A 22616-nucleotide genomic window follows, 5' to 3' on the forward strand; every position below is an offset into this window, starting at 1 on the left:
CGACGAAAAGGCTGCTCAGCGTAGTCGGGCAGGCACCCGGTCGGGGTACGCGGCACAAACCGCCCGCCACACCATGTGCGTCTGCTCCCCCGATGCCAGGGCCTGCTCGATGGTCCGCCCGCCGAGCTGGGACAGCACCTGATCGCGGGCGATGCTGGCCGCGTAGCCGGGCCCGAACGCCTCGTCCAACCGCGTCCAGAAATCGGTCAGCCGCACAGTGATCAGCCCTCCTCGTCCGGTGCCCCGGTCGGCACCGGGCGCAACGCTAGCGCCACCAGGGGCGCCGCCGCGACCGCCGCGAGCAGGGTGAGCACGGGATATCCGGCGAACTGCATGACAAACCCGCTGACCACGGCGGCCCCGGCCCCGGCCAACCCCATGATCAGGTCGGACAGCCCCTGGACGCTCGGCCGCACCTCGGCCGCCACCGACTCGGACAGCAGGGTCGAGCCGGCCACCATCGTCCCCGACCAGCCCAACCCGAGCAGGACCAGACCGACCGAGAGCCGGGGCGTGTGGTGCCCGGCGGTGCCGGCGACCGCGCAGGCGACCAGCAGCAGCCCGACCCCACCGAGGATCACCGCCCGTCGACCGAGCCGGTCGGTGAGCCACCCGACCACCGGGGAGAACGCGTACATGCCGGCGATGTGCAGGCTCAGCACGATGCCGACCAGCCGCAACACGTCGGCGTCGGCGTGCGACTCACCGAGCCGCACCGGAGTCATCGCCATCACCGCCACCATCACCAGGTGACCCACCGCCACGGCGGCGATGCCGAGTCGGGCGGCGGGCTGTCCGCGTACCACCGACCAGGCCGCACGCATCCCGGCGCCGCGCGGCGCGCGCACCGTGACCGGCGCGGCGGCCGGCGTCGCACCGCCACCTGCCACCGGCGCCTCGGCCGCCACAGCGGTCGCCGTCGCGTCGGCGGCCGGCGGCAGATCGGCGGCCGGCGCGTCGGCCGCCGCGAGCCGCCGCGCGGTGAGCAGCGGGTCGGGCCGGAGCAACCCGAGGAGTACGACGGCAGCCAGCACGAACGCGGCCGCGCTGAACGCGAACGGGCCGGCCAGCGGGGGCAACCCCCAGCCGGTGGTGACCCGGTCGGCCAGCGCGGCGAAGTTCGGCGCGGCCACCGCACCGATGGTGGTTGCCCAGACGATCAGGGAGAGCTGCCGCCCCCGGCGGGCCGGCTCGGCGAGATCCACTGCCGTGTAGCGGGCCTGGAGGTTCGCGGCGGTGCCCCCGCCGAAGAGCAGCATGCCGAGGAAGAGCAGCGGCACCCAGCGGGTGGCCGCGGCCAGCACCACCAGCAGGCCGCCGACGGCGCCGACCGCATACGCCAGCACCAGGCCCGGCCGGCGACCGTGCCGCGCCATGATCCGGGTGACCGGAACGGCGAGCAGCGCGGCACCGACCACCCCGGCGCTCTGCGCGACACCGGCCACCGCGGTGCCGGCGATCCGTGCCGCGAGCAGCGCGCCCACGGCGATGCCGATGGTCACGCCGATCCCGCCGATGATCTGGGTGGTGAAGAGCAGCCGCAGGGTACGCCGCTGGATCGACGCGACGTCGGGTCGGGCGGCGGTACGCGGCGCGGTCAGGTCGGTCGCCATCGGCGCTCCTGTCGGAAGGGGTGACTCATCCTCGCGCACCCGCACCGACCAGCGGCAGTGGGTTTCGCCGACCAGCTCGGCCCTGGGCCGACCCTCGGAGCGGTCCGGTCGGCCGGCGACCGGGTCCTGTGCGAGTGGAGCCGGCCGCCGGCGGAGGACGGGACCATGCTCCGCGGAGTGGATCTCTATTTGGTCCGCGATGGTCTGATCGCCGCCAAGGACGTGTTCAGCAAGATCACGGCGGGCGGCTGAGCCGCCCTACCCACGCGATCCCGGTGTCTCCGGTGGGTTGGGCGCGGCCAGCAGGGCTGCCAGCCGACGGATCCGGGTCAGGGTGCGCGCGGCGACGGCCACACTGACGGCGGCGACCACGCCGAAGAGCACCGCGAAGCCCTCGTTGTCGGCGGCGACGAGAGCGAGCAGGATCAGCCCGAGGGAGATGCCCAGGATGGACAGCAGCGCCGCCCAGGTGGCCCGCCGCTGTCCGGCGAGGTAGCCGGGCAGGTCGGCCCGTACCGCGTCGTCCTCGGGCACGGTGCCGGTGCGCACCGCCTCGCGCAGCGCGTACCCCTCGGGATCGCGCCGGGCGGCCTGCTCGCCCACCATTCGCCGACTCAAGTAGACCGCGGGGCCGAGCCAGACGGCGTTCAGCGCGGCACCCAGCACGGCTTCGTCAAGCGATTCGTGTCGGTCGAAGAGCCAGCGCACCGGCAGCACGACGAGCACCGTCATCGGCACCCAGTAGACGGCCATGAGCTGCAAGCCGGGTGCCCGCTCGAAGAACCGCTTCCATCTCTCGCGACGGCCGAGGGCCACGGCATCCGCCCGACTCTCCACCTTGTCGACGTCCATCGACCCCCGTTACCCACGCCCGAGATCCGCGACACACTGTCAATCTTGGACAGTTTCCGTTCGGCGCGAACGGAAACTGTCCAAGATCTGGACGGCGCCGGGGTTACGGCGATGTGCGTCGGCTCGGGGCAGGCGGCTTGCGGTCGCCGGTCAGCCGGGCAGGGCGCGGGTGACGACGGTGAGGTCGGCGACCAGGCCCTCGTACGCCTTGTCCTGGTCGTCGGCCCGCAGGACGGCGGACGGGTGGATGGTGGCCAGCAGCCGAGCCTGCGGCGCGTCGACCCGTTTCCCGGCGTTGTCCACCGGCACCTGCGCGAAGTCCGCGGGGTGTTGGGCCGACTCCGGCCAGGGCAGCAGCTCGCCCCGCTGTCGGGTGACCCGGAAGGACGGGCCGAGCAGCGCTTTGGCGGCGGTCGCGCCGAGCACCACCACGACCTCCGGACGCAGACGGGCGAACTCGGCGACCAACCAGGGGCGGCAGGCGGTGATGTGCGCCTGGTCCGGGGTCTGGTGGATTCGCCGCTTGCCACGCAGCTCAAAACGGAAGTGCTTCACGGCATTTGTCAGGTAGAGGTGACCCGGGTCCAACCCGGCGTCGTCGACGGCGCGGCGCAGCAGGCGTCCGGCCGGGCCGACGAAGGGCAGTCCCTTCTGGTCCTCCATGTCACCGGGCTGCTCGCCGACGAGCACCACGCGGGCGCTCTCGTCGCCCCGGCCGAAGACCGTCTGCGAGGCGTCCCGGTACAGCTCGCAGCCCCGGCAGCCGCCAGCGGCGGTGCGCAGGTCGTCGATGGTGTCGGCGTCGGGCGGAATGAACCGCTGGGCGCCCGGAGCGCTCCCGGTCTGCTCGGCCATGCCGACTGTTATATACCCGTTCGATGCTCGCCGCCGGATACGCCCCGGCGCCCGGCCGCAACGCGTCAGTACCCGTTACCGCCCCCGTCGCCGCCGGACGCGATCGCGATCAGCACGATGACGATGATGATGATCGCCACCGCCACCGCGATCCAGATCCCCTTACGAGCCCCAGAAGCCATGTCCCCCACCTCCGGGCGCCCGCATACCCGTCCCGACCGTCCCGAATCCCCCCGATGGAGTGGTTCAGGTCGGGAAGCCTCGGGAGGGGGGTGGGTTCTCGGCGTGGGCCAGGGCGGCGGCCAGCGGGGCCAGGTCGGCAGTGTCCAGGGAACTGACGGTGATGCGCAGCGCGGGCGGGGCGGCTATCCGGTAGAGCGCGCCGGGAGCCACCGCCCAGCCGGCGTCGCGGAGCGCGGTCACAGTGCTGGTCTCGTCCGCGACCGGCAGCCAGACGTTGATGCCGCTGCGACCGTGTGCGCTCAGTCCGTGCTCGGCCAGCGCGGCGAGCAGCCCGACGCGGCGCTGCTCGTAGCTCTGCGCCGCCCGCTGCACCAACTCGGTGACCGCCGGGTCCCGCCACAGGGCGAGCACCAGGCGTTGCAGCACTGTCGAGACCCAACCGGCGCCGACCCGGGTGCGGCCGCTCACCCGGGCCACCGTCGTCTCGTCGCCGACCAGCACCGCCAGCCGCAGGTCCGGGCCGAAGGGCTTGCTCACCGAGCGGAGAAAGGCCCAACTCGCCGTCGCACCGGCGAGCGGGTGCAGGGGTACGCGGGCCAGTTCGGCAGCGTGGTCGTCCTCGATCAGCAGCAGGTCCCGCCGGCCAGCGAGCAGCGCCCGCAACGCCTCGGCGCGCTCCTCGGAGACGGCGGCGCCGGTCGGATTCTGCGCCCGGCTGGTGATGATCAGCGCCCGCGCTCCGGCGGCGAGCGCCGCGGCCACCCCGGCGACCAACGGCCCCTCGTCGTCCAGCGGCACACCGATCGGGCGCAGGCCCAGCGCGGCGACCAGGTCGAGCAGGTTGGCCCAGCCCGGGTCCTCGACCGCCACCGCGTCGCCGGGGCGCAGGTGGGCGCCGAGCAGCCGCTCGATGCCGTCCAGCGCACCGCCGGTGAGCGTCAACTCCCCGGCCGGGACGCCGTCGGCGCGCAGCCGCGCACAAGCCGCCTCGGCCAGTTCGGGCAGCACTCCGGCATCGGAGTAGCCGACCGGCGGGCCGTCGTCGGCGGCGAGCGCCGCCAGGTGCGGGCCCAGTGGGGGAAGCAGCCGGGGGTCGGGTTCACCCCGGGAGAGGTCTCGGGCGCCGGGCAACGGTGGAGGGCGCAGCGCGGAGCGGCGGGCGGCAACCGGCGGGCGCGGGCGCACCCGGGTGCCGTGGCGACCGGCGGTGGCGAGCAGGCCGCGCTGGCGTAGCTCCTGGTAGGCACGGGCGACGGTGGCGGGGCTGACCGCGAGCTCGGCGGCGAGTGCCCGCACGGGTGGCAGGGCGGCCCCGGGTGAGAGGGCGCCGGTACGGATGCCCGACTCGATGCTGGCCGAAATCTCGACGGCTGTCGTACCGGTGAGCTGATAGTGTGCTGACACAAATAAGAGATTGTACTAGAACAAAGGGGCGAGCGCATGTATCCACCCACCGCCCGGACCACACCCCACCGCTCCCGCGACAAGATGAGCTACGACCGGGCCGCGGCCCACGCCGTGCTCGACGAGGCGTACGACTGCGCGCTGAGCTTCACCGTCGACGGCCAGCCACGGGTGCTGCCCACCCTGCACGTCCGCATCGGCGACACGCTCTACCTGCACGGATCCACCGGCAGTCGGCCGCTGCTCGCCGCCCGGGGCGACGACGGGTTGCCGGTCTGTGTCGCGGTGACAGTGCTCGACGGGCTGGTCTACGCCCGCTCCCAGTTCCACCACAGCGCCAACTACCGCTCGGTCGTCGCGCACGGCACCGCCCGCCTGGTCACCGACGAGCGGGAGAAGCTCGCCATGCTCACCGCGCTGGTCGAGAAGGTAGGCGCGGGACGCAGCACCGCCACCCGTCCGCCCAGCCGTCGCGAGTTGGCCGAGACCGCCGTGCTGGCGCTGCCACTGCGCGAGGTGTCCGTCCGGGCCCGCACCGGCGGGGTCCGCGAGGACGAGGCCGACCTGGACCTGCCGCACTGGGCCGGCGTGCTGCCACTGCGACTGACCGCCGGGGCACCCGAGCCGGACGCCGGGGTCACCGCGCCGCTGCCGGCGTACCTGCGGACGCCCCGCACGCCCTGGCACGACCCGGTGCCGCTGCACGGCGAGCACGTTCGGCTGGAGCCGCTGGAGCTGGCCCACACCGACGAGCTGCACACCGCCACCGCTGACCCGGAGGTGTGGCGGCACCTCAGCGTCGCGCCGCCCACCGCCCCCGCCGAGACCGCCGAGGTGATCGGCGCCGCTCTGGCCGCCCAGCACCGGGGCGAGCGGGTGGCCTGGGTGCAGCGCTGCGCGGCGACCGGGGCGGTGGTCGGCAGCACGTCCTACTACGACATCGACCCGGAGCGGCGGGCGGTGGCCATCGGGCACACCTTCCTCGGCCGGCCCTCGTGGCGTACCGGCATCAACACCGAGGCGAAGTTGCTGCTGCTCAGCCGGGCCTTCGACGACCTGGGCGCGGTGCGGGTCGCCTGGCACACCGACATCCGCAACGTTCGTTCCCAGGCGGCCATCGAACGGCTCGGCGCGACCCGGGAAGGGGTGCTGCGGATGCACCGGCAACGCCCGGACGGCTCCTGGCGGGACACCGTGCAGTACGCGATGACCATCGACGAGTGGCCGAACGCACAGGCCAGGCTAAGAGAAAGACTTCTGCGGACGGCACCGGTGGCGTGATGATGGCGGGCGTGCTGGGGATCAACGACATCTGGACGTACGTGCTGGGCACCGTGGCCATCATCCTGCTGCCCGGGCCGAACTCACTCTTCGTGCTCTCCACCGCGGCCAAACGGGGCGTCGCGGTCGGCTACCGGGCCGCCGGTGGCGTGTTCGTCGGCGACGGGGTGCTGATGTTCCTCTCCGCCGCCGGGGTGGCATCGCTGCTCAAGGCGTACCCGCCGCTGTTCATGGTGATCAAGTACGCCGGCGCCGCGTACCTCGGTTATGTCGGGGTGACCATGCTGCTCGGTGCCGCGCGGCGCTGGCGCGACCGCAACGACCCGAGCACGCCGCGGCTCATCGACGCCGCGGAGCCGGCGGCGATGCGCAGCCCGTTCCGCAAGGCGCTGGTGATCAGCCTGCTGAACCCGAAGGCGATCCTGTTCTTCATCTCATTCTTCATCCAGTTCGTCGACCCCGGTTACGCCTGGCCGGCGCTGTCGTTCCTGCTGCTCGGGTTGATCGCGCAGGTGACCAGCGCGCTCTACCTGACCGCGTTGATCTTCGCGGGCACCTTCCTGGCCGCCCAGTTCCGTCAACGCCGTCGCCTGGCCGCCGGTGGCACCACCGCCGTGGCCGCCCTCTTCCTGGCCTTCAGCCTCAAGCTAGCCACCGCCAGCGCCGGCTAGCCCCCCCCCCCCCCCGCCCTCCCGCCCCGCCCCCGTCACCCCCGTCGCTCCTGCGCGCGTCGATCAAGGAGTTGTGGTGCCTCACAAAAGGCGCGATACGGGATATTCATCCCACCAAAACTCCATGATCGACCCGGGAGGGCGGAGGCCGCGGGGGGCGAGGGCGGGGGCGGGGGCGGGGGTCAGGTTCCGTCGCCGCCGGAGCCGCCGCCTCCTACGCCGGCGCCTCCGGCGGTGCCGCCCAGGCCGTAGCCGGGTCGGATCGGCTCGTCGGGATGGCGGCTGACGTGGGCCGACCCGGCGATCTGCGCGGACCAGTCGGCGTGCGCGGCCGCGGCGGCGTGCCGGTTGATCGCCTGACGGATCCAGCCGTCCACTGTGGCGACCCAGTCCCGCCGGTCGGCGTCCTCGTGCCAGATCCGGAACCGGCTGATGCTCTGGTGGGTGATTCCGGCCAGCGCCAGCCGGCGGTCCATCCAGAGGATCGCCTCCAGGCCCGCCGAGTTGGTCACGAAGATCACCTCCAGTTCGGTGATCGGGCCGGCGTAGAGCGGCCCCACCCAGTAGCCCCAGCGCTGGTGCAACGGCAGGGTGTGCTCCACCCCCGGCAACCCGCCCTCCTGCAACCCGGACTGGCGGATCATGAAGCCCAGCGTGTCCAGCGCCGACAGCACGTGCTGCTGGGTGGGGATCGGATGCACGAAGACCGGCACCATGGCCCCCTGGTCACGGTCGGGGTCGAGCGACACCTCGGTCCGCAGGCCCATCCGCAGGCTCAGCAGCGGCACCCCACCGAAGGTGGTCACCGGGGTCTCCCAGGGCAGCGGGAACGCGAAGTCGACAGCCCGCCGCCGGCCGGCCGGTACGACGAACCGGCCGGCGATCGGCAGGTGGTGGAACTGCATGAGACGTCGGGCCGCGAACGGGTCGTCCGGTTCGACAGTGGTGACGAGGCCGAGCCGGATGTGCCGCACCAGCACGTCCACCGGGCCGGCGGCGAGAGTCACCCGCCCCGGCAGGCGCAGGCCCGGGCGGGTACTCGGATTGGGCAGCGTGGTCAGCACGGAGAGCCCGGTCCGACCGGGCTCCGGGGACACTCCCGTCAGCCGCACCGCGCGCCCCCTCCCGGGACGGGGCCCCGCCGGCCCCACCAGGCGCGCCTACCCGGTCGGGGTCGGCTCAAGCCCGCCCGCGTCGAGCGGCGCTCCCAGGGCGAGCGCTGACCCGGCCGCACCTCGTCAGTGCGGCCGGGTCGGCAGGTCAGCGCATCCGACGCCCGCGCGGGACCGTGTCGGTCTCGTCGTCGAACTCCCCGATGACCTCCTCCAGGAGGTCCTCCAGGGCCACGAAGCCGATCGGCCGGGCCGGGCCACCGCCGTTGCGGACCAACGCGAGCTGCGACTGCCGGGCCCGCATCGCCGCCACCGCCTCGGTGACCGAGGACGTGGCGGGCAGTGTGAACGCGGGTGTCATCAGCTCCCCGGCGGTGGCGACCCGGCCGGTGGTGACCACCCGTACCGCCTCCCGGACGTGCACGAGCCCGCAGACGTCACCCGCCTCGTCGAGCACCGCGAGCCGGGATCGGCCGCTGTCCCGGCTGACCTCCTCGATCCGCCCGGCCGGGTCGTCCCGGCGGACGGTGACCATGGTGGCGAACGGTTCCATCACCTGCGCCACCGACGTGCCCTGCAACTCCAGCATGCTGGTCAGCAGCTGGTGCTGCTCGGCACCGAGCAGCCCGTGCTCACGGGACTGCTCCAGCAGGATCCGCAGCTCGTCCGGCCCGTGCACCTGGGCGAGCTGGTCCTGCTGGTTGACGCCGAACAACCGCAGGATCGCGTTGGCCAGGGCGTTCAGCGCGGACAGCACCGGCCGGGAGACCCGGGCGAAGGCGCGGAACGGCAACGCGAGCAGCGTCGCCGAGCGCTCCGCGTCGGTGATCGCCCACGACTTTGGCGCCATCTCCCCCACCACCAGGTGCAGGAAGGTCACCACCCCGAGGGCGAAGACCAGGGCGACAAGGTGACTCGCCGCGTCCGGTAGGCCCACCGCGTGCAGCAGGGGGCTGAGCAGGTGCTCGATCGCCGGCTCGGCCAGCGCGCCGAGACCCAGGGTGCACAGCGTGATGCCGAGCTGCGCGCCGGCCAGCATCAGCGACAGCTCGCGGACGCCATCCAACGCGGCACGTGCCGCCCGACCACCGTTCGCCGCCGCCTGCTCCAGGCGGTAGCGCTTGCTGGCCACCAGGGCGAACTCGGCGGCCACGAAGAACCCGTTCAGCGCCAGCAGGATCACCGAACTGAACAGTGCGATCCCGGGGCTCATCGGTGCTGTCCTTCATTCGCGACTGCGGGGCTCGCAAGCTCATTGCTCGCGCTCATGCGGTCACCTCTGGTTTGGTCAGCTGCAACCGCACCGAGTCGGCCACGTGCCGGTCCACGGCCAGCACCTCGACCAGCGCCCGGGGCTCCGCCTCGTTGTCCTCGCCGTCCGCCCCCTCGGGTTGCAGGCTGATCTCCAGCCGGTCACCGACCTCCGGCACCCGGCCCAGCTCCCGCATCACCAACCCGGACAGGGTGTCGTACTCGGGGGCTTCGGGCAGGGCGATGCCGGTGCTGTCGGCGACCTCGTCGATCCGCCAGCGGGCCGGCACCACCCAGGACCCGTCGTCCTGCCGGGCCGGTGCCCGATCCGGTGGGTCGTCCTCGTCGCGGATCGGGCCGACCAGCTCCTCGGCGATGTCCTCCAGCGTGATGACGCCGGCGAAGCCGCCGTACTCGTCGACCACGCACGCCATCTGCCGGTGCCCGGACCGAAGCCGGTCGAGCACCGTGGGCAGGGGCAACGTCTCCGGTACGAGCAGCGGCGGCCCGGCCACCGCGCTCACGGGGGTGGTGGCCCGCTCCCCCGGGGGTACGCCGAGCACGTCGGCGATGCCGACGATGCCGAGCAGGTCGTCGACGCCCTCCGCACCACGTACCGGGAAGCGGGAGTGGCCGGTGTCCAGCAGCTCGACCACCCGGCTCACCGGTTCGTGCGCCCGGACGGTGTGCACGTCGACGCGCGGCACCATGGCCTCGCCGGCGGTCAGCTCGCGGAAGTCCAGACCTCGGTCGAGCAGCGTGGACATCTCGGCGTCGAGGCTGCCCTCCTCGCGGGACTCGGCGATGATCTGTTCCAGGTCCGCCGGGGTGGCGCCGCTGGGCAGTTCCTCGATCGGTTCGATGCCGATGCGGCGCAGCAGCCGGACCGAGGCCCGGTCGAAGAGCCGAATCAGCGGCCCGGCCACGGCCAGGTAGATCAGGGTGGAGCGGCTCAGCGCCCGGGCCAGTTGCACGGCCCGTGCGATGGCCAGGTTCTTCGGCGCCAGCTCGCCGAGGACCATCTGCACGATGGTGGCGATGACCAGGGCCAACGCCACCGACAGTGGCAGGCTGACCGCCTCGCTGACGCCGGCCACGCCGAGCAGGTCGGCGAGGCCACCGCCCAGATACGGTTCGGCGACGTAACCGACCAGCAGCGCGGTGACGGTGATGCCCAGTTGGGCACCGGAGAGCATGAAGGAGAGCCGGCTGGTGACGGTCAGGGCCCGGGCGGCGGCCTGATCGCCGTCATCGGCGAGCTGGCGCAGCTTGCCCCGGTCGACCGCGACATAGCCGAACTCCTGCGCCACGAAGTAACCGGTGGCGGCGGTGAGCACGATGATCAAGAGGAGACCGACGACGATCAACACGGGTCGCTCAGGGCTCCCGGGGTCGTCGGGGCGGGAATATGCCGGGCACGACCCGGCTGGCTACTGCTGCCCTCCTGGGCAGACGAGTCGATCATGCCGCCATTTTATCCACCCCGACTGGAAGCCCGCTGGGGGTTGGTGGTGACGCGGGCAGCCGGCCCCGGACTGCGTCCGGGGCCGTCCACCTGGTCGGTGCGGGGTCAGTACAACCAGCTGCACTCCGAGGTACCGCCGTAGCGACGCGCCGTATCGAAGACGAAGTATCCGCCCCAGTAGAGATTGGCCTCTTTCTCGAACCTGTTCGCCTCGTAGGGGTTCCCGGTCGTCAGTTTCGAGTAAGCCGACTGAATTCCGTAGTCCGCCAGGAAGTTTGCCGCGGACGGGTATCGCGCGTACGCGTCGGAATGGATCACCTCGTGCCGTGGGAGATCCGGGCCCCTTATGTCGGCAGAGATCCGGCCATAGCCGAAGCGGATGTTCGCCCGCTTGTACGCCTCACACCGCAGGCGGGCCCGGTACGAACTCTCGCTTCCACCGTAGAAGAAGTAGTCTCCGACGGTTGCCGGTTGATCTCCTGCGGGCGAGGTGCCGTAGCACACCCGCGAGCCGAAGCCCGGGGCACACCAGCTCCCGCCCCCCAATACCCGGGTGGCGACGAGATTACTGCCGTTGCGGTCGTTTCCGCCGCGGGTCCTCGCGTACTCGGACCGGTCGACGATCGTCTCGGCGATCGGGGAGTCGGCGCTCTCCCCGGACATGTTGAAGGCGACCACCCGGAACTCATGCAACTCGCCGTCCGAGAATCCGTGCCTCAGCGCGGCGGAGGTGCCCGAGGCAGGCAGTGGCAGACGAATCCAGTGCCAATCCCCGGCAGTCCGGTATTCCATCCAGTAGTACACACCGGCGGTGCTGCTCCTGGTCCAGCTCAGGTTCACCTGGCTGACCCCGTTGGAGCTGGCGGAAAGCGACGACACGCGCGTGGGGATGGGCGGCATGGGTTTGGCCGAGGCGACGTTGCTCGGTGTGCTGTCACCGGACATGTTCGTCGCCCGCACCCTGAAGTTGTACGTGGTGCCGTTGCCCAGGTAGCCGGCGACGAAGGTGCAGCACGAGGTGATCGGCATCTTGACCCGGGTCCAGGTCGACGAGGTGCTCGTCTTGTATTCGACCAGGTAGTAGACGTTCGGCGTCGGACTCCTGGTCCACGTCAACGTCACCTTGCCGTTCCCGGCCGCCGCACTCAACCCGGAGGGCGCCTGCGGGAACGGCGGCATGGGTCGGGCCGACGCGGTGTTGCTCGCAGCACTGTCCCCCGCCTGGTTGGTGGCGCGCACCCGGAAGTCGTAGGTCGTGCCGTTGCCGAGGTAACCGGCAACGAAGGTGCAGCACTGGGTGACCGGCAACTTCAACCGGGTCCAGTTCGCCGCGCCGGAGACCCGGTACTCCACGAGGTAGTACACCTTCGCCGTGGAGCTGGCCGTCCATCGCAGCGTCACCTTGCCGTCGCCGGCACTGGCGGTCAGGCCGGACGGCGCCTGGGGGAACGGCGGGAGAGGGGTCGCCGCCGCGACGTTGCTGGTCGCCGACTGACCGGCCATGTTGCTGGCTGCCAGCTTGAACTCGTAGCGGTGGCCGTTGGCGAGGTAGCCCGCGGTCATCGTGCAGCAGGTCGCCGGCAGTCCGACCTTCTGCCAGGACTGCCCCGCGGTCACGTCGCGGAGGTAGACGTCGTAGTAGACACCGCCGGTCGGGCTTGCCGTCCAGCCCAGGACGACCTTCCCGTCGCCAGCGGTGGCGGTGAGGCCGGACGGCGCGGCCGGTACCGGTGGCAGGGGCTTGGCGCTGGCCACCGACGTCGGCGTGGACTCACCGGCGCCGTTGATGGTGGTGATCTTGAACTCGTAGACATCGCCGTTGCTGAGGTAGCCGGCGGTCATGGTGCAGCAGGTGGTGACCGGACTGGCCAGCTTCTGCCACGACTGGCCGGCGCTCGCGTTGCGCAGATAGACCTGGTACCAGGAACCGCCGGTCGGGCTGGCGGTCCAGGTGAGGATCACCTTGCCGTCGCCAGCGGTGGCCGTCAGCCCACTCGGCGCCTGAGGCACCCCACCCACGGCGGTGACCCGGACGGTCGCCGAGGCGGAGCCCTCCCCGCCCTGACTCTCACCGGTCACCTTGAACTCGTAGACATGGCCGTCGGCCAGGTAGCCCCGGGTCGCCGAGGTCGTGCTGCTGGGCAGGGAGGACTTGGTGAACGTGGCCTGCCCGGCGGTGACATCGCGCTGGTAGACCCAGTAGAAGAGGCCGGGTGCCGGTGCGTCCCAGTTGAGTTCGATGGTGCCGGACCCGGCCGGTTGACCACTCAGGTTGCTCGGTGCGGTCGGACGGGGCTGGTTGCTCGTCGCGGACACCACGTTTCCGGTGGGACCCTCACCACCGGAGTTGATCGCGGCGATCTTGAACTCGTACGAGTGGCCGTTGGTGAGGTAGCCGGCGGTCATCGTGCAGCAGGTGGTGACCGGGGTGGCGAGTTTGGTGAAAGCGCCGTCCCCGGCGGTCACGTCCCGCTGGTAGACCTGGTACCACAGATCCGGGGCGGGAGCCGTCCAGGCCAGCTTGATGGTGCCGTCGGCCTGGGCCGTCGCGGTCAGCGCGCTGGGGGCCGCGGGCAGCGGGGCCGTCGGCGTCACCGCGACGACGTTGCTCGCCGTACTCTCCCCGCCCGACCCGCTGGCGGTCACCCTGAACTAGTAGCGATGGCCGTTGGTGAGATAACCGGCCGTCATCGTGCAACAGGTGGTGACCGGGAACTCAAGCTGGTTGAACACCGTCTCGCCGGCGGTCACGTCCCGTACGTACACCAGGTGCCAGTTGTCGGCGACACCGTCCCAGGTCAACACCGCCTGGCCGTTTCCGGCCGTGGCCCGCAGATTGGTCGGGGCGGAGGGCGCCGCGACGTCAGCGGTCGCGGAGGCGACGGCGGACGTCGGTGACTCACCGGCGGCACCGAGCGCGCTGACCTTGTACTCGTAGGTGTGCCCGTCGTCCAGACCACCGGCGGTCATCGTGCAGCAGGCGGTCACCGGCCACTCCAGCTTGGTGAAGCTCATCTCGCCGGCCGTGACGTCGCGCTGGTACACCTGGAACCAGACATCCGGCTGCGACTGCTGCCAGGTGAGCTTGATGCTGCCGTCCGGCTGCGCGGCCGCGGCCAGGGCGGTGGGGGTGGCGGGAAGGGGTCGCTGTGCGGTCGCCGTGGCCACGCCGGACTGCGCCGACTCGCCGCCCTTGCCGAGGGCGGTGACCTTGTACTCGTAGGTGTGCCCGTTCTCCAGGCCGCCCGCGGTCATCGTGCAGCAGGTGTCGACCGGCCACTCCAGCCTGGTGAAGTCCGTCTCGCCGGCGGTCACGTCCCGCTGGTAGACGTAGAACCAGTCGGTGCTGTTGGCGTGCGTCCACTGGAGTTTGATGTCGCCGGTGCTCTGGGTGGTGGCGGTCAGCCCGGTGGGCGTCGGCGGTCTGCTGTAGAACGCCGTCGCGGTCACCTCGATCGACCGTGGCGACTCGCCGCCGCCGTGCACAGCCACCACCTGGAACGCGTACTGATGGCCGTTCTCCAGGCCGTTCAGCGAGAGGGTGGTGTCCTGTGGGGAGGAGTCCCACTGTCGGGTGGCCTCGGACTCGCCGGCGGTGACGTCACGCCGGTAGACCTCGTACCGCCAGACGTACGGAACGGTGTTCCAGTTGAGCGTGATGACACCCCCGTCGACGGCGGCCGCGACCAGACCGGTCGGCGACGCGGGTACTCCGACGGTGATGGCCACCGTGACGGGGGCGGAGAGCGGCCCGGTCCCGGCGGTGTTGCGGGCCGCGACCCGGAACTCGTAGGTGTGGCCGGTCTCGTAGAACACACTCAGCTCGGTGGAACTCCCGGTGATCCCGGTGGAGACCCGCGCGAGGTGGGTCTGCCCCGCCGTCACGTCCCGCTGGTGGACCTCGTACGTCAGGCCGGTGCCGGCGGGCGCCTGCCAGCGCAGGCTGATACTGCCGCTGCTGTCGGCCTGCGCCGTCAGGGCGGTGGGCGCGGCGGGCACCGCGGCCGGATCGGGCGTGGGCCGGGGCCAGTCGACCTCGACGAACCGGGGCCGGTAGGTGCTCACGTCGCCGTAGACGGCATCCGCGATGAGACTGTTGACGTTGTACGACACCAACAGCTTCCCGGCGCGTGCCAACTCCGGGTGCACGCGGGAGTCGTACACGATGCTGCCCGGGATGGAGGCCGGTTCCGGGGCGGTGAACAACGGCACCGGACCGGCGAAGGGGCCGGTGGGCGAGCTGGCGGTGTAGGCCACGAAGTCGGCCGAGAAGGTCAGGTTGTTCTCGTGGGTGACCAGAACGTAGTCGCTGCCCACCTTCTGCATGCCGAAACCGGCACCAACGCCGGACAGCACCCGAGCGGAACTGCCCTGGGCAGTGGACCAGCCGCTGCCGGTCCAGAACTGCCAGGCGCCGGAGAGTCCGCCGGCCGGGACCCGGGCGACGTGGGCGAAGCGCATCTGGCCGACGGACTCAGCCCCGTAGATATAGGTGAACGCGCCGTCCTCGAGCACCGCCGAACCCCAGGCGATCCTGTTGCCGTAGCCCCGGTCCACGATGCTCCGCACGGTGAGCGCCGGCAGGTCGAAGGTGACCACGGCGCTGTCCAGTTGGGCGAAGTCCAGCGGCCCGGTGCCCGTCGTCTTCATCCGCTGGTAGACCACCCGCAGCGCGCCACTCTCGACAGTGCCGTCGCCGACCCAGTACTTGTCGGCGCTGCCATCGGTCGGGCGGACGAGCGAGGCGGGTGCGGCGGCCGAGCCGCCGTGCACTGTCTGGACCAGGTCGGATCCGTCCTGCACGACGATGGAGTTGTTCACCATCGGGGTGTTCTTCGGCAGAGTGTGGTCCGCGTTGACGGTGCCGATCAGGCTGTCCGAGAAGAGCCAGGCGTCGCGGCCGTCAGGCAACGGGATTGAGACGGTGCTGTCTCCACTCGTCCGCTTGCCGCCGGTGTCGCCGTACGAGTTGAATTCGGTGTTGAGTGCGGCGGCCGTCATCCCGCCCACGGGCAGGGCCGCGGCGGCGGGCCCGGGCGGCACGCCGACCAGCAGGCCGAGGGTCACCGCACCGACGAGTGCGACAGCGACACGGGTCCGGGCCCGCGAACATCTCTTCATTTGTGTCTCCCGTTGTGATGCGCACATCGTCACAGCGGTCGATTCGTAGCAGCAAGAGGCGTTCGGGCGAGGCGATAGATACCTGTGCATCTAGAGATCGAACAGGAGTGTGTGCTAATCGCAGGGTGCGCTCGGATCGGTGACCACACCGCCGGCTGAGTCCGGGCGGCCGGGTCGGGTCACCGGTCGGCCAGCTCGTCGGCGTCGAGGAGACTGCGGTCCACCCGCCCCGACCGGTACGCGGCCCGCCCGATCATCTGCGCCGCCACCGGCGCGGTCGCCAACTGGAAGACCGCCACCAGCGCGATCATGCCCAGGTCCGCCGGGGACCGCAGCCGCAACGCGATGCCCAGCAGCAACAGGAGCACCCCGAGCACCTGCGGCTTGGTGGCCGCGTGCATCCGGGACAGCGCGTCCGGGAAACGCAGGACGCCGATCCCGGCGGCCAGGCCGAGCAGCGCGCCGGCCACCAGACAACCGGCGCCGAGCCAGTCCGCGATCGTCGCGATCACTGCTGCTCCCGGACGGCGAAGCGGACCAGCGACACCGAGCCCACGAAGCCGAGCAGGGAGAGCACCACCAGCACGGGCAGCGTGGTGGCGTGCCGGTTGACCGCCGCCTCGGCGCCCACCGCGCCGACCATCGTGGCGAGCAGCATGTCCGCGGCGATCACCCGGTCCACCAGCGACGGGCCCCGGTAGAGGCGGGCCAACGCGAGGAGCGCGGTGACCGACAGCAGGGCGGTGAGGACGACGGCCAGGAAGGTGGTCACGGGGGGGTTCCCTTCTCGGGTGAGGTGACGTCGAGGCGGCGCAGTTCGCTGGTGGAGCCGACCGCGCGGACGACTCGCCGCTCGACGGCGAGCGTGCGGGCCCGGGCCACGTCCAGGTCCCCGGGGCCGTGGGTGTCCAGGACGTGCAGGTAGAGCGTTCCGGAGTCCCGGTCCACCTCGAGGATCAACGTGCCCGGCACCAACGAGACCGCCTCGGCGGTGAGCGCCAGGTTCAGGTCGGTGGACACCCGCAACCGGACCGCGATGATCGCTCCGCGCGGCCGGTAGCCGGGCTGCACGGCGATCCGGGCGACGTGCAGACTCGCACTGACCAGCTCGACGGCGAACCGGCCCGCGAACACCAGCAGCGCCCACGGTCGCAACCGGCCACCGAAGCTGACCGCCGGCAGCGGGTAGAACACCAGTACGGCCGCGCCCACCAGCAGGCCGCCGACCAGGTTGGCCCAGTTGATGTCGCCCCAGAGCAGGGTCCAGACCACCACCAGCCACCCGAGCGCCACCGCCTGGTCCCGCCAGCGCCCGAGCCGGCCCCGCCCCACCACGGCGGGCCCGGGGGCGTCGGGAGCCGGCTCGGAGGTGCCGGTCACGGCACACCGCCCGGCAGTACGGCACGCACGTACGGGGTGCGCAGCCGCAGGTCCGCGGCGGCGGCGGCGGTCACGTCGAAGAGCGGACCAGCCAGCACCGTCAACGCCAGCCCGAGGGCGACCAGGGCCACTGTGGCGCCCACCATCAGCCTCGGCAACTGGACGGCCGGCTCGCTGGTGGCCAGCCGGGGCGCCCGCCAGAAGGCGATGTTCCACACCCGGGACGCCACGTACAGGGTGAGCAGGCTGGTCAGCGTGCCGGCCGCGACCAGCACCCCGGGCAGCGGCCCGCCGGCCGCCACCCCGGCCTGGAGCAGGCCGAGCTTGCCGAGGAAACCGGAGAACGGTGGCACTCCGGCGAGATTCATGGCCGGGACGAAGAAGAGCACACCCAGCAGCGGCGCCACCCGGGCCAGCCCGCCGATACGCCGCAGGTCGGTGCTGCCGGCGCGCTCCTCGACCAGCCCGGCGACGAGGAACAGCGTGGTCTGGATGGTGATGTGGTGCACCACGTAGAAGATCGCGCCGGAGAGGCCGGCGACGGTGCTCAACGCCACCCCGAAGATCATGTAGCCGATGTGACTGACCAGGGTGAACGAGAAGAGTCGCTTCAGGTCTGACTGGGCCACCGCACCGAGGATGCCGATCACCATGGTCAACCCGGCGACGACCATGAGCAGTACGTGGGCACGCCCACCGGGAAACAGCAACGTCTCGGTACGGATGATCGCATAGACGCCCACCTTGGTGAGCAGACCCGCGAAGACGGCAGTGACCGGGGCCGGCGCGGTGGGGTAGCTGTCCGGCAGCCAGGCCGACAGGGGGAACACCGCCGCCTTGATCGCGAAGGCCAGCAGCAACATCAGCTCCAGGGCCAGTCGGACACCGTCGGGCAGGGCGTCGAGCCGCTGGGCGAGCTGGGCGAGATTGAGCGTGCCGGTGGCCGCGTACACCAGACCCACAGCGGTCAGGAAGATCATCGAGGAGAGAATGCTGACCACCACGTACGTCGACCCGGTCCGGATCCGGGTCTCGGTGCCACCCAGGGTGATCAGCACGAAGCTGGCGGCCAGCAGGATCTCGAACCCGACGAAGAGGTTGAACAGGTCACCCGCCAGGAACGCGTTGGTGACGCCGGCGGTGAGCACCAGGTACGTCGGGTGGAAGATCGACACCGGCGAGCTCTCGCTCGTCTCGCTGCGACCCTGGCCGATCGAGTAGAGCAGCACGCAGAGGGTCACCGCCGAGGAGACCACCAGCATCAGCGCGGCCAGTTGATCGGCCACCAGGACGATGCCGACCGGCGCCGGCCACCCCCCGACCGCCACCACCACCGGCCCGTGCCGATACGCCTGCACCAGCAGCAGCACCGCCACCGTGAGCGTGCCGCTCAGACACAGCACGCTGGTCGCGCGCTGGATTCGGGGTTTCCCGGCCAACAGCAGGGTCAGCGCCGCGCCGAGCAGCGGCACCACCACCGGCAGCGGCACCAGGGCGCGCATCACGACTCGTCCCCGCGTCGTAACCGGCGGCGGGCCGGCTCGGGATCGACCTGCTCCGGGTCGCCGTCCGGGCCCTCCCCACCGCGATCGACAGCACTCACCTCGTTGCGCCCGGCCCGGCGGATGATCTGCCGGTCCTCCAGGTCGTCGGGCACCTCGTCGTCGCCGGAGAGATACCAGCTGCGGTACGCCACAGCGAGCAGGAACGCGGTGAACCCGAAGGTGATCACGATGGAGGTCAACACCATCGCCTGCGGCAGCGGGTCGCTCATCCGCTCCACCGGGCCCGTGCCGACGATCGGCGCCCCGCCCGACCGCCCACCCAACAGGATCAACAGGTTCACCCCGTTGCCGAGCATGACCACCCCGAGCAGGATCCGGGTCAGGCTCCGCTCCAACAGCAGGATCACCCCGCACCCGACCAGCACCGCGATGGCAAGCACCAGCACCAACGTCGGCCCCGCACCGCTCCGCGTCATGCCCGGTCTCCCTTGTCGACGGCCAACCCGCCGGTGGCTGTTCCGGTGGCCTCGATGTGCCGGTCCACCTCTGCACCGAGGCTGCGCAGGATGTCCAGCACCAACCCGATCACGACCAGGTACACGCCGATGTCGAAGAAGAGCGACGTGACCAGATGGGCCTCGCCGACGAGTGGCAGGGCCCGGTCGACCTTCGCGCTCTCCAGCACCGACCCGCCGACCAGCAGCGCCACCACGCCACTGCCCACCGCCATGGCCAGGCCGGCGCCGAGGATCGCGCCGGCGCCGATCGGGGCCGCCTCGGTCAGCTCGTACCGGCCGCCGGCCAGGTAGCGCACCACCAGGGCGAGACCCGCCACCAGCCCTCCGGCGAACCCGCCGCCCGGAGCGTTGTGCCCGGAGAAGAGCAGGAACAGCGAGAACAGCACCACGGTGTGGAAGATCAGCCGGATGACCACCTCCAACACGATCGAGCGGCGTTCCTCGTAGAGGGTGGGGCCACCGCGCAGCCAGACCGGCCGGCCACGCCCGCCCGCCCCCTGGTCGGACTCGGGCCGGCGCGGCCGCGGCCCGGTGCGGGAGCGCTCGAAGATCAGGCTGGCCACCCCGGTCGCGGCCACCACCAGCACCGCCAGCTCGCCCATCGTGTCCCAGGCCCGGATGTCGACGAGGGTCACGTTGACCACGTTGCGGCCGTACCCGTGCGCCACTGCCAGATCGGGGAAGGCCGCGGAGATGTCCGGCGCGCGGCGGGCGCCGACGGCGGTGAGGGCCAACCCGGCGGCCACCACCCCCGCCGCCACCCCGATCACCCGACGGGCCCAGCGGGTACGGCGCAGCGGACGGGCCGAGAACCGCTCCGGCAGGCGACGCAGCACCAGCACGAAGACCGCTATCGTCGACGTTTCCACCAGAAACTGGGTGAGCGCCAGGTCGGGCGCCCCGTGCAGCACGAACAACATCGCCGTGCCGTAGCCGGTCATGCCCACCAGCAGCATCGCTGTCAACCGGCGACGGGCGCCGACCGCCAGCACCGCCGCCACCGTGATCACCAGGACGACCACCGGTTGCAGCGCGTTGTCCCAGAGCGGAATCCGCGCCCGCCAGGGGCTGGCGGAGAGCATCGCCGCACCCGGCACCAGCACCAGTGTGACCAGGATGATGCCCAGGTACTGCGGCAGTGAGCCGCGCTGGGTCGCGCTGGTGACCTCGATGGCCAGCCGGTCGAAGCGGCCGACGACCCACTCGTACCCCTGGTTTCCCCGCACCGGTGACCGGAGCCGGGCCAGCACCGGGGCGAGCGGCCCCCGCACGGCGAAGAGCAGGCCGCCGCCGACGAGCGCCAGCACGGACAGGCCGAGCGCCGGGGTCGGCCCGGCCCAGAGCGCCAGGTGCGCGTCGACCCCGCCGAGCAGATCGGCGTACGGGCGCAGCAGGTCGTCCAGCACGCTCGCGGCCGGACCGGCGAGCAGACCGACACCGGCGAGGACCGCTGGCGGCACCAGCAGCGACGCGGCGATCGACCCCGACGGGACCGGCGCCACACCCGGCCGGTCGGCGAACGCGCCCCAGAGCAAGCGGGCGCTGTACGCGACGGTGAGCACCGTCCCGGCGACCAGGCCGGTGAGGAGCACCGGTTGGTCGGTGAACGCCCCGAACACCGCCTCCTTTGCCACGAAACCGACCAGCGGCGGCAGCCCGGCCATCGACGCCGCAGCCAGCACGGCGACCACGAACAGCGGCCGGGACCAGTGCCGCACCCCGGACAGCTCGCGCAGGTCACGGGTGCCGGCACCGTGGTCGATGATGCCGACGACCAGGAACAGCGCCGCCTTGAACAGGGCGTGCGCCAACAGCATCGCGGTGCCGGCCAGCGCGGCGTCCGGGGTCCCCGAGCCGGTCACCGCCACCAGCAGGCCGAGCTGACTGACCGTCCCGTATGCCAGCAGCAGCTTGAGGTCGGTCTGGCGCAGCGCGGCCCAACCGCCGAGCAGCATGGTCGCCACACCGGCGATCTGCACCAGCGGCCGCCACGGGCCGACCGTGGCCAGCACCGGCGCGAGCAGTCCGACCAGGTAGACGCCGGCCTTGACCATGGCGGCGGCGTGCAGATAGGCGCTGACCGGCGTGGGTGCCGCCATCGCGACCGGCAGCCACGAGCTGAACGGCAGCACCGCCGACTTGGACAGCGCGCCGGCCAGGATCAGCAGCACGGCGCCCACCAGGTACCCGCCGCCGGGCAGCGGCAGCGCGCTGATCTCCGACCAGCGGTAGGTACCGGCGTGCTCGCCCAGCATGATGAAGCCGACCAGCATGGCGAGGCCGCCCAGCGTGGTGACTGTCAACGCCTGCGCCGCCGCCCAGCGGCTGGACCGCCGTTCGGTGCTGTGCCCGATCAGCAGGTACGAGAAGATCGTGGTCAGCTCCCAGCCGACGTAGAGCAGCAGCAGGTCGTCGGCGAAGACCAGGACGAGCATCGCGCCGGCGAAGGCGACCAGGACCGCTGCGAACTGCGCCAGCCCAATCGACCCGGCGCCGAAGTAGCGGGCGCTGTAGACCAGCACCAGCGCGCCGACGCCGCCGATCAGCAACGTCATCAGCCAGGAGAGCGTGGTGAGCCGGAACGCGATGTCGAGGCCCAACTGCCGGATCCAGGGGTACGTCTCGACCACCGCCCCGCCGTCGGCGACGGCCGGGGTGCGAGCCAGCGCCCAGCAGAACGCGGCGGCCGGCGCGAGCGCCAGCGGGTAGCACGCGCGCGGACCCCACCAGCGGACGAGCAGGGGCGCGGCGAGGGCCGCCACGAGGTGGAGGATGAGCAGTACCAGCACCTGCGCTCCCGATCGACATGGCCGACGCCCGTGGCAGCGGTGGCGCCTAGCAGCGATCAGACGCCAGTTCCTCCCCCACCGGGCGGTTTTGCCAGAATTCGCCCGGTCGTTGCCACGCGGTGCCTCTGGCGCGGGGTCGTCAGCGCAGCAGGGCGTTGTTGAGGGGTTGGGCGTCGTCGGGTGCGGGGCGGTCGCGGCGCAGCTCGGCCAGCAGGTCGGGGCGGCCGAGTTGGCGGGCGACCCGGTCGACCACCCGCTCGGCGGCGGTGAGCGACCGCACCGAGAGCAGGCGGCCACGGCTCTCGCGACGGAGCACGAAGTAGTGGACGGCAACGCGGACCTGACCCCGGTCGGCGGCGCTGGCCTGGGCGGTGCAGAGAACCAGCTCGCGCAGGCATCGGGCGAGGCGTTCGGCGAGCTCCAGCTCGGGACCGTGGAGACCGGCGCGGAGCGCGGCGAGGTGGCTGTCGACCTTGCGAATCAGCACGTCGGTGCCCGGTTCGACGGTGCGCTGCTCGCCGGCCATCACATCCCCTCACCCCGGTTCGCGTTGCGAGTGAAGTTACTTTATGTTGCTCCTCAGAAGCAAGCAGTTAAGTGAGACTTAACGTATTTA

20 protein-coding genes are annotated in these 22616 nt (G+C 71.8%); 3 read left to right on the forward strand and 17 right to left on the reverse strand.

Features of this window, described 5'->3' with window-relative positions:
- Positions 1 to 15 precede the first annotated feature (15 nt).
- Complete coding sequence (locus tag ABZS40_RS04735) at positions 16 to 216, reverse strand: DUF3046 domain-containing protein (protein WP_238681837.1); 201 nt, start codon at positions 214 to 216, stop codon at positions 16 to 18.
- 5 nt (positions 217 to 221) lie between these two features.
- Positions 222 to 1613, reverse strand: coding sequence for an MFS transporter (locus tag ABZS40_RS04740; protein WP_354941915.1), 1392 nt, complete (start codon positions 1611 to 1613; stop codon positions 222 to 224).
- 57 nt (positions 1614 to 1670) lie between these two features.
- Between ABZS40_RS04740 and ABZS40_RS04745 the strand changes: the two genes are divergently transcribed.
- Positions 1671 to 1865, forward strand: coding sequence for a hypothetical protein (locus ABZS40_RS04745; RefSeq protein WP_354941917.1), 195 nt, complete (start codon positions 1671 to 1673; stop codon positions 1863 to 1865).
- Positions 1866 to 1871: 6 nt separating this feature from the next.
- Here the strand turns inward: ABZS40_RS04745 and ABZS40_RS04750 are convergent, their stop codons facing one another.
- The 3 genes from ABZS40_RS04750 to ABZS40_RS04760 all read right to left on the reverse strand — a co-directional run bounded on the left by ABZS40_RS04750 (position 1872) and on the right by ABZS40_RS04760 (position 4907).
- Positions 1872 to 2465 carry a hypothetical protein gene (locus ABZS40_RS04750; RefSeq protein ID WP_354941919.1) on the reverse strand — a complete coding sequence of 198 codons (594 nt, stop codon included), beginning with the start codon at positions 2463 to 2465 and terminating at the stop codon, positions 1872 to 1874.
- Positions 2466 to 2615: 150 nt separating this feature from the next.
- A complete protein-coding gene (locus ABZS40_RS04755) occupies positions 2616 to 3320 on the reverse strand; it encodes a UdgX family uracil-DNA binding protein (protein ID WP_354941921.1) in 705 nt (234 codons plus the stop codon).
- Positions 3321 to 3566: 246 nt separating this feature from the next.
- The gene (locus tag ABZS40_RS04760; RefSeq protein WP_354941923.1) at positions 3567 to 4907 is read right to left on the reverse strand and encodes an aminotransferase class I/II-fold pyridoxal phosphate-dependent enzyme; all 1341 of its coding nucleotides are present in this window, start codon (positions 4905 to 4907) and stop codon (positions 3567 to 3569) included.
- Positions 4908 to 4943: 36 nt separating this feature from the next.
- Between ABZS40_RS04760 and ABZS40_RS04765 the strand changes: the two genes are divergently transcribed.
- Positions 4944 to 6188 carry a bifunctional pyridoxamine 5'-phosphate oxidase family protein/GNAT family N-acetyltransferase gene (locus ABZS40_RS04765; protein WP_354941925.1) on the forward strand — a complete coding sequence of 415 codons (1245 nt, stop codon included), beginning with the start codon at positions 4944 to 4946 and terminating at the stop codon, positions 6186 to 6188.
- Complete coding sequence (leuE, locus tag ABZS40_RS04770; RefSeq protein ID WP_354941927.1) at positions 6188 to 6859, forward strand: leucine efflux protein LeuE; 672 nt, start codon at positions 6188 to 6190, stop codon at positions 6857 to 6859. Before ABZS40_RS04765 ends, leuE begins: the two co-directional genes overlap by 1 nt.
- A 182-nt stretch (positions 6860 to 7041) precedes the next feature.
- On the opposite strand, the gene ABZS40_RS04775 is transcribed toward leuE, so the two are convergent.
- The 12 genes from ABZS40_RS04775 to ABZS40_RS04830 all read right to left on the reverse strand — a co-directional run bounded on the left by ABZS40_RS04775 (position 7042) and on the right by ABZS40_RS04830 (position 22526).
- A complete protein-coding gene (locus tag ABZS40_RS04775) occupies positions 7042 to 7971 on the reverse strand; it encodes a sporulation protein (protein ID WP_354941929.1) in 930 nt (309 codons plus the stop codon).
- A 148-nt stretch (positions 7972 to 8119) separates the two neighbouring features.
- Positions 8120 to 9184: a hemolysin family protein gene (locus ABZS40_RS04780; RefSeq protein ID WP_354941931.1), complete on the reverse strand. Its 1065-nt coding sequence runs from the start codon at positions 9182 to 9184 to the stop codon at positions 8120 to 8122.
- A 52-nt stretch (positions 9185 to 9236) separates the two neighbouring features.
- On the reverse strand, positions 9237 to 10592 hold the full coding sequence (locus tag ABZS40_RS04785; RefSeq protein WP_354941933.1) for a hemolysin family protein: 1356 nt from the start codon (positions 10590 to 10592) through the stop codon (positions 9237 to 9239).
- A gap of 200 nt (positions 10593 to 10792) precedes the next feature.
- Positions 10793 to 13282 (reverse strand): fibronectin type III domain-containing protein, encoded by a 2490-nt coding sequence (locus ABZS40_RS04790; RefSeq protein WP_354941935.1) that lies wholly within the window; start codon positions 13280 to 13282, stop codon positions 10793 to 10795.
- Positions 13283 to 13339: 57 nt separating this feature from the next.
- Positions 13340 to 15808 carry a fibronectin type III domain-containing protein gene (locus tag ABZS40_RS04795; protein WP_354941937.1) on the reverse strand — a complete coding sequence of 823 codons (2469 nt, stop codon included), beginning with the start codon at positions 15806 to 15808 and terminating at the stop codon, positions 13340 to 13342.
- A 179-nt stretch (positions 15809 to 15987) separates the two neighbouring features.
- Positions 15988 to 16317, reverse strand: coding sequence for a monovalent cation/H(+) antiporter subunit G (gene mnhG, locus ABZS40_RS04800; RefSeq protein WP_354942094.1), 330 nt, complete (start codon positions 16315 to 16317; stop codon positions 15988 to 15990).
- The gene (locus ABZS40_RS04805) at positions 16317 to 16580 is read right to left on the reverse strand and encodes a monovalent cation/H+ antiporter complex subunit F (protein ID WP_030489433.1); all 264 of its coding nucleotides are present in this window, start codon (positions 16578 to 16580) and stop codon (positions 16317 to 16319) included. The genes mnhG and ABZS40_RS04805 overlap by 1 nt, the downstream gene beginning before the upstream one ends.
- Complete coding sequence (locus ABZS40_RS04810) at positions 16577 to 17188, reverse strand: Na+/H+ antiporter subunit E (RefSeq protein ID WP_354941940.1); 612 nt, start codon at positions 17186 to 17188, stop codon at positions 16577 to 16579. Before ABZS40_RS04810 ends, ABZS40_RS04805 begins: the two co-directional genes overlap by 4 nt.
- Complete coding sequence (locus ABZS40_RS04815) at positions 17185 to 18690, reverse strand: Na+/H+ antiporter subunit D (RefSeq protein ID WP_354941942.1); 1506 nt, start codon at positions 18688 to 18690, stop codon at positions 17185 to 17187. The genes ABZS40_RS04810 and ABZS40_RS04815 overlap by 4 nt, the downstream gene beginning before the upstream one ends.
- Positions 18690 to 19169 (reverse strand): Na(+)/H(+) antiporter subunit C, encoded by a 480-nt coding sequence (locus ABZS40_RS04820; RefSeq protein ID WP_354941944.1) that lies wholly within the window; start codon positions 19167 to 19169, stop codon positions 18690 to 18692. Before ABZS40_RS04820 ends, ABZS40_RS04815 begins: the two co-directional genes overlap by 1 nt.
- A complete protein-coding gene (locus ABZS40_RS04825; RefSeq protein WP_354941946.1) occupies positions 19166 to 22000 on the reverse strand; it encodes a Na+/H+ antiporter subunit A in 2835 nt (944 codons plus the stop codon). The genes ABZS40_RS04820 and ABZS40_RS04825 overlap by 4 nt, the downstream gene beginning before the upstream one ends.
- 139 nt (positions 22001 to 22139) lie before the next feature.
- Complete coding sequence (locus ABZS40_RS04830) at positions 22140 to 22526, reverse strand: hypothetical protein (protein WP_354941948.1); 387 nt, start codon at positions 22524 to 22526, stop codon at positions 22140 to 22142.
- Positions 22527 to 22616 lie beyond the last annotated feature (90 nt).

The organism is Micromonospora sp. NPDC005324, assembly GCF_040607155.1.
Classification (GTDB): domain Bacteria; phylum Actinomycetota; class Actinomycetes; order Mycobacteriales; family Micromonosporaceae; genus Micromonospora; species Micromonospora trifolii.

Excerpts from the sequence above, each read along its gene's own strand:
- leuE (WP_354941927.1), top strand. The coding sequence starts at position 6,188 with ATGATGGCGGGCGTGCTGGGGATCAACGACATCTGGACGTACGTGCTG.
- ABZS40_RS04815 (WP_354941942.1), bottom strand. The coding sequence starts at position 18,690 with ATGCGCGCCCTGGTGCCGCTGCCGGTGGTGGTGCCGCTGCTCGGCGCG.
- ABZS40_RS04820 (WP_354941944.1), bottom strand. The coding sequence starts at position 19,169 with ATGACGCGGAGCGGTGCGGGGCCGACGTTGGTGCTGGTGCTTGCCATC.
- ABZS40_RS04795 (WP_354941937.1), bottom strand. The coding sequence starts at position 15,808 with ATGAAGAGATGTTCGCGGGCCCGGACCCGTGTCGCTGTCGCACTCGTC.
- ABZS40_RS04750 (WP_354941919.1), bottom strand. The coding sequence starts at position 2,465 with ATGGACGTCGACAAGGTGGAGAGTCGGGCGGATGCCGTGGCCCTCGGC.
- ABZS40_RS04755 (WP_354941921.1), bottom strand. The coding sequence starts at position 3,320 with ATGGCCGAGCAGACCGGGAGCGCTCCGGGCGCCCAGCGGTTCATTCCG.
- ABZS40_RS04780 (WP_354941931.1), bottom strand. The coding sequence starts at position 9,184 with ATGAGCCCCGGGATCGCACTGTTCAGTTCGGTGATCCTGCTGGCGCTG.
- ABZS40_RS04765 (WP_354941925.1), top strand. The coding sequence starts at position 4,944 with ATGTATCCACCCACCGCCCGGACCACACCCCACCGCTCCCGCGACAAG.
- ABZS40_RS04830 (WP_354941948.1), bottom strand. The coding sequence starts at position 22,526 with ATGGCCGGCGAGCAGCGCACCGTCGAACCGGGCACCGACGTGCTGATT.
- ABZS40_RS04740 (WP_354941915.1), bottom strand. The coding sequence starts at position 1,613 with ATGGCGACCGACCTGACCGCGCCGCGTACCGCCGCCCGACCCGACGTC.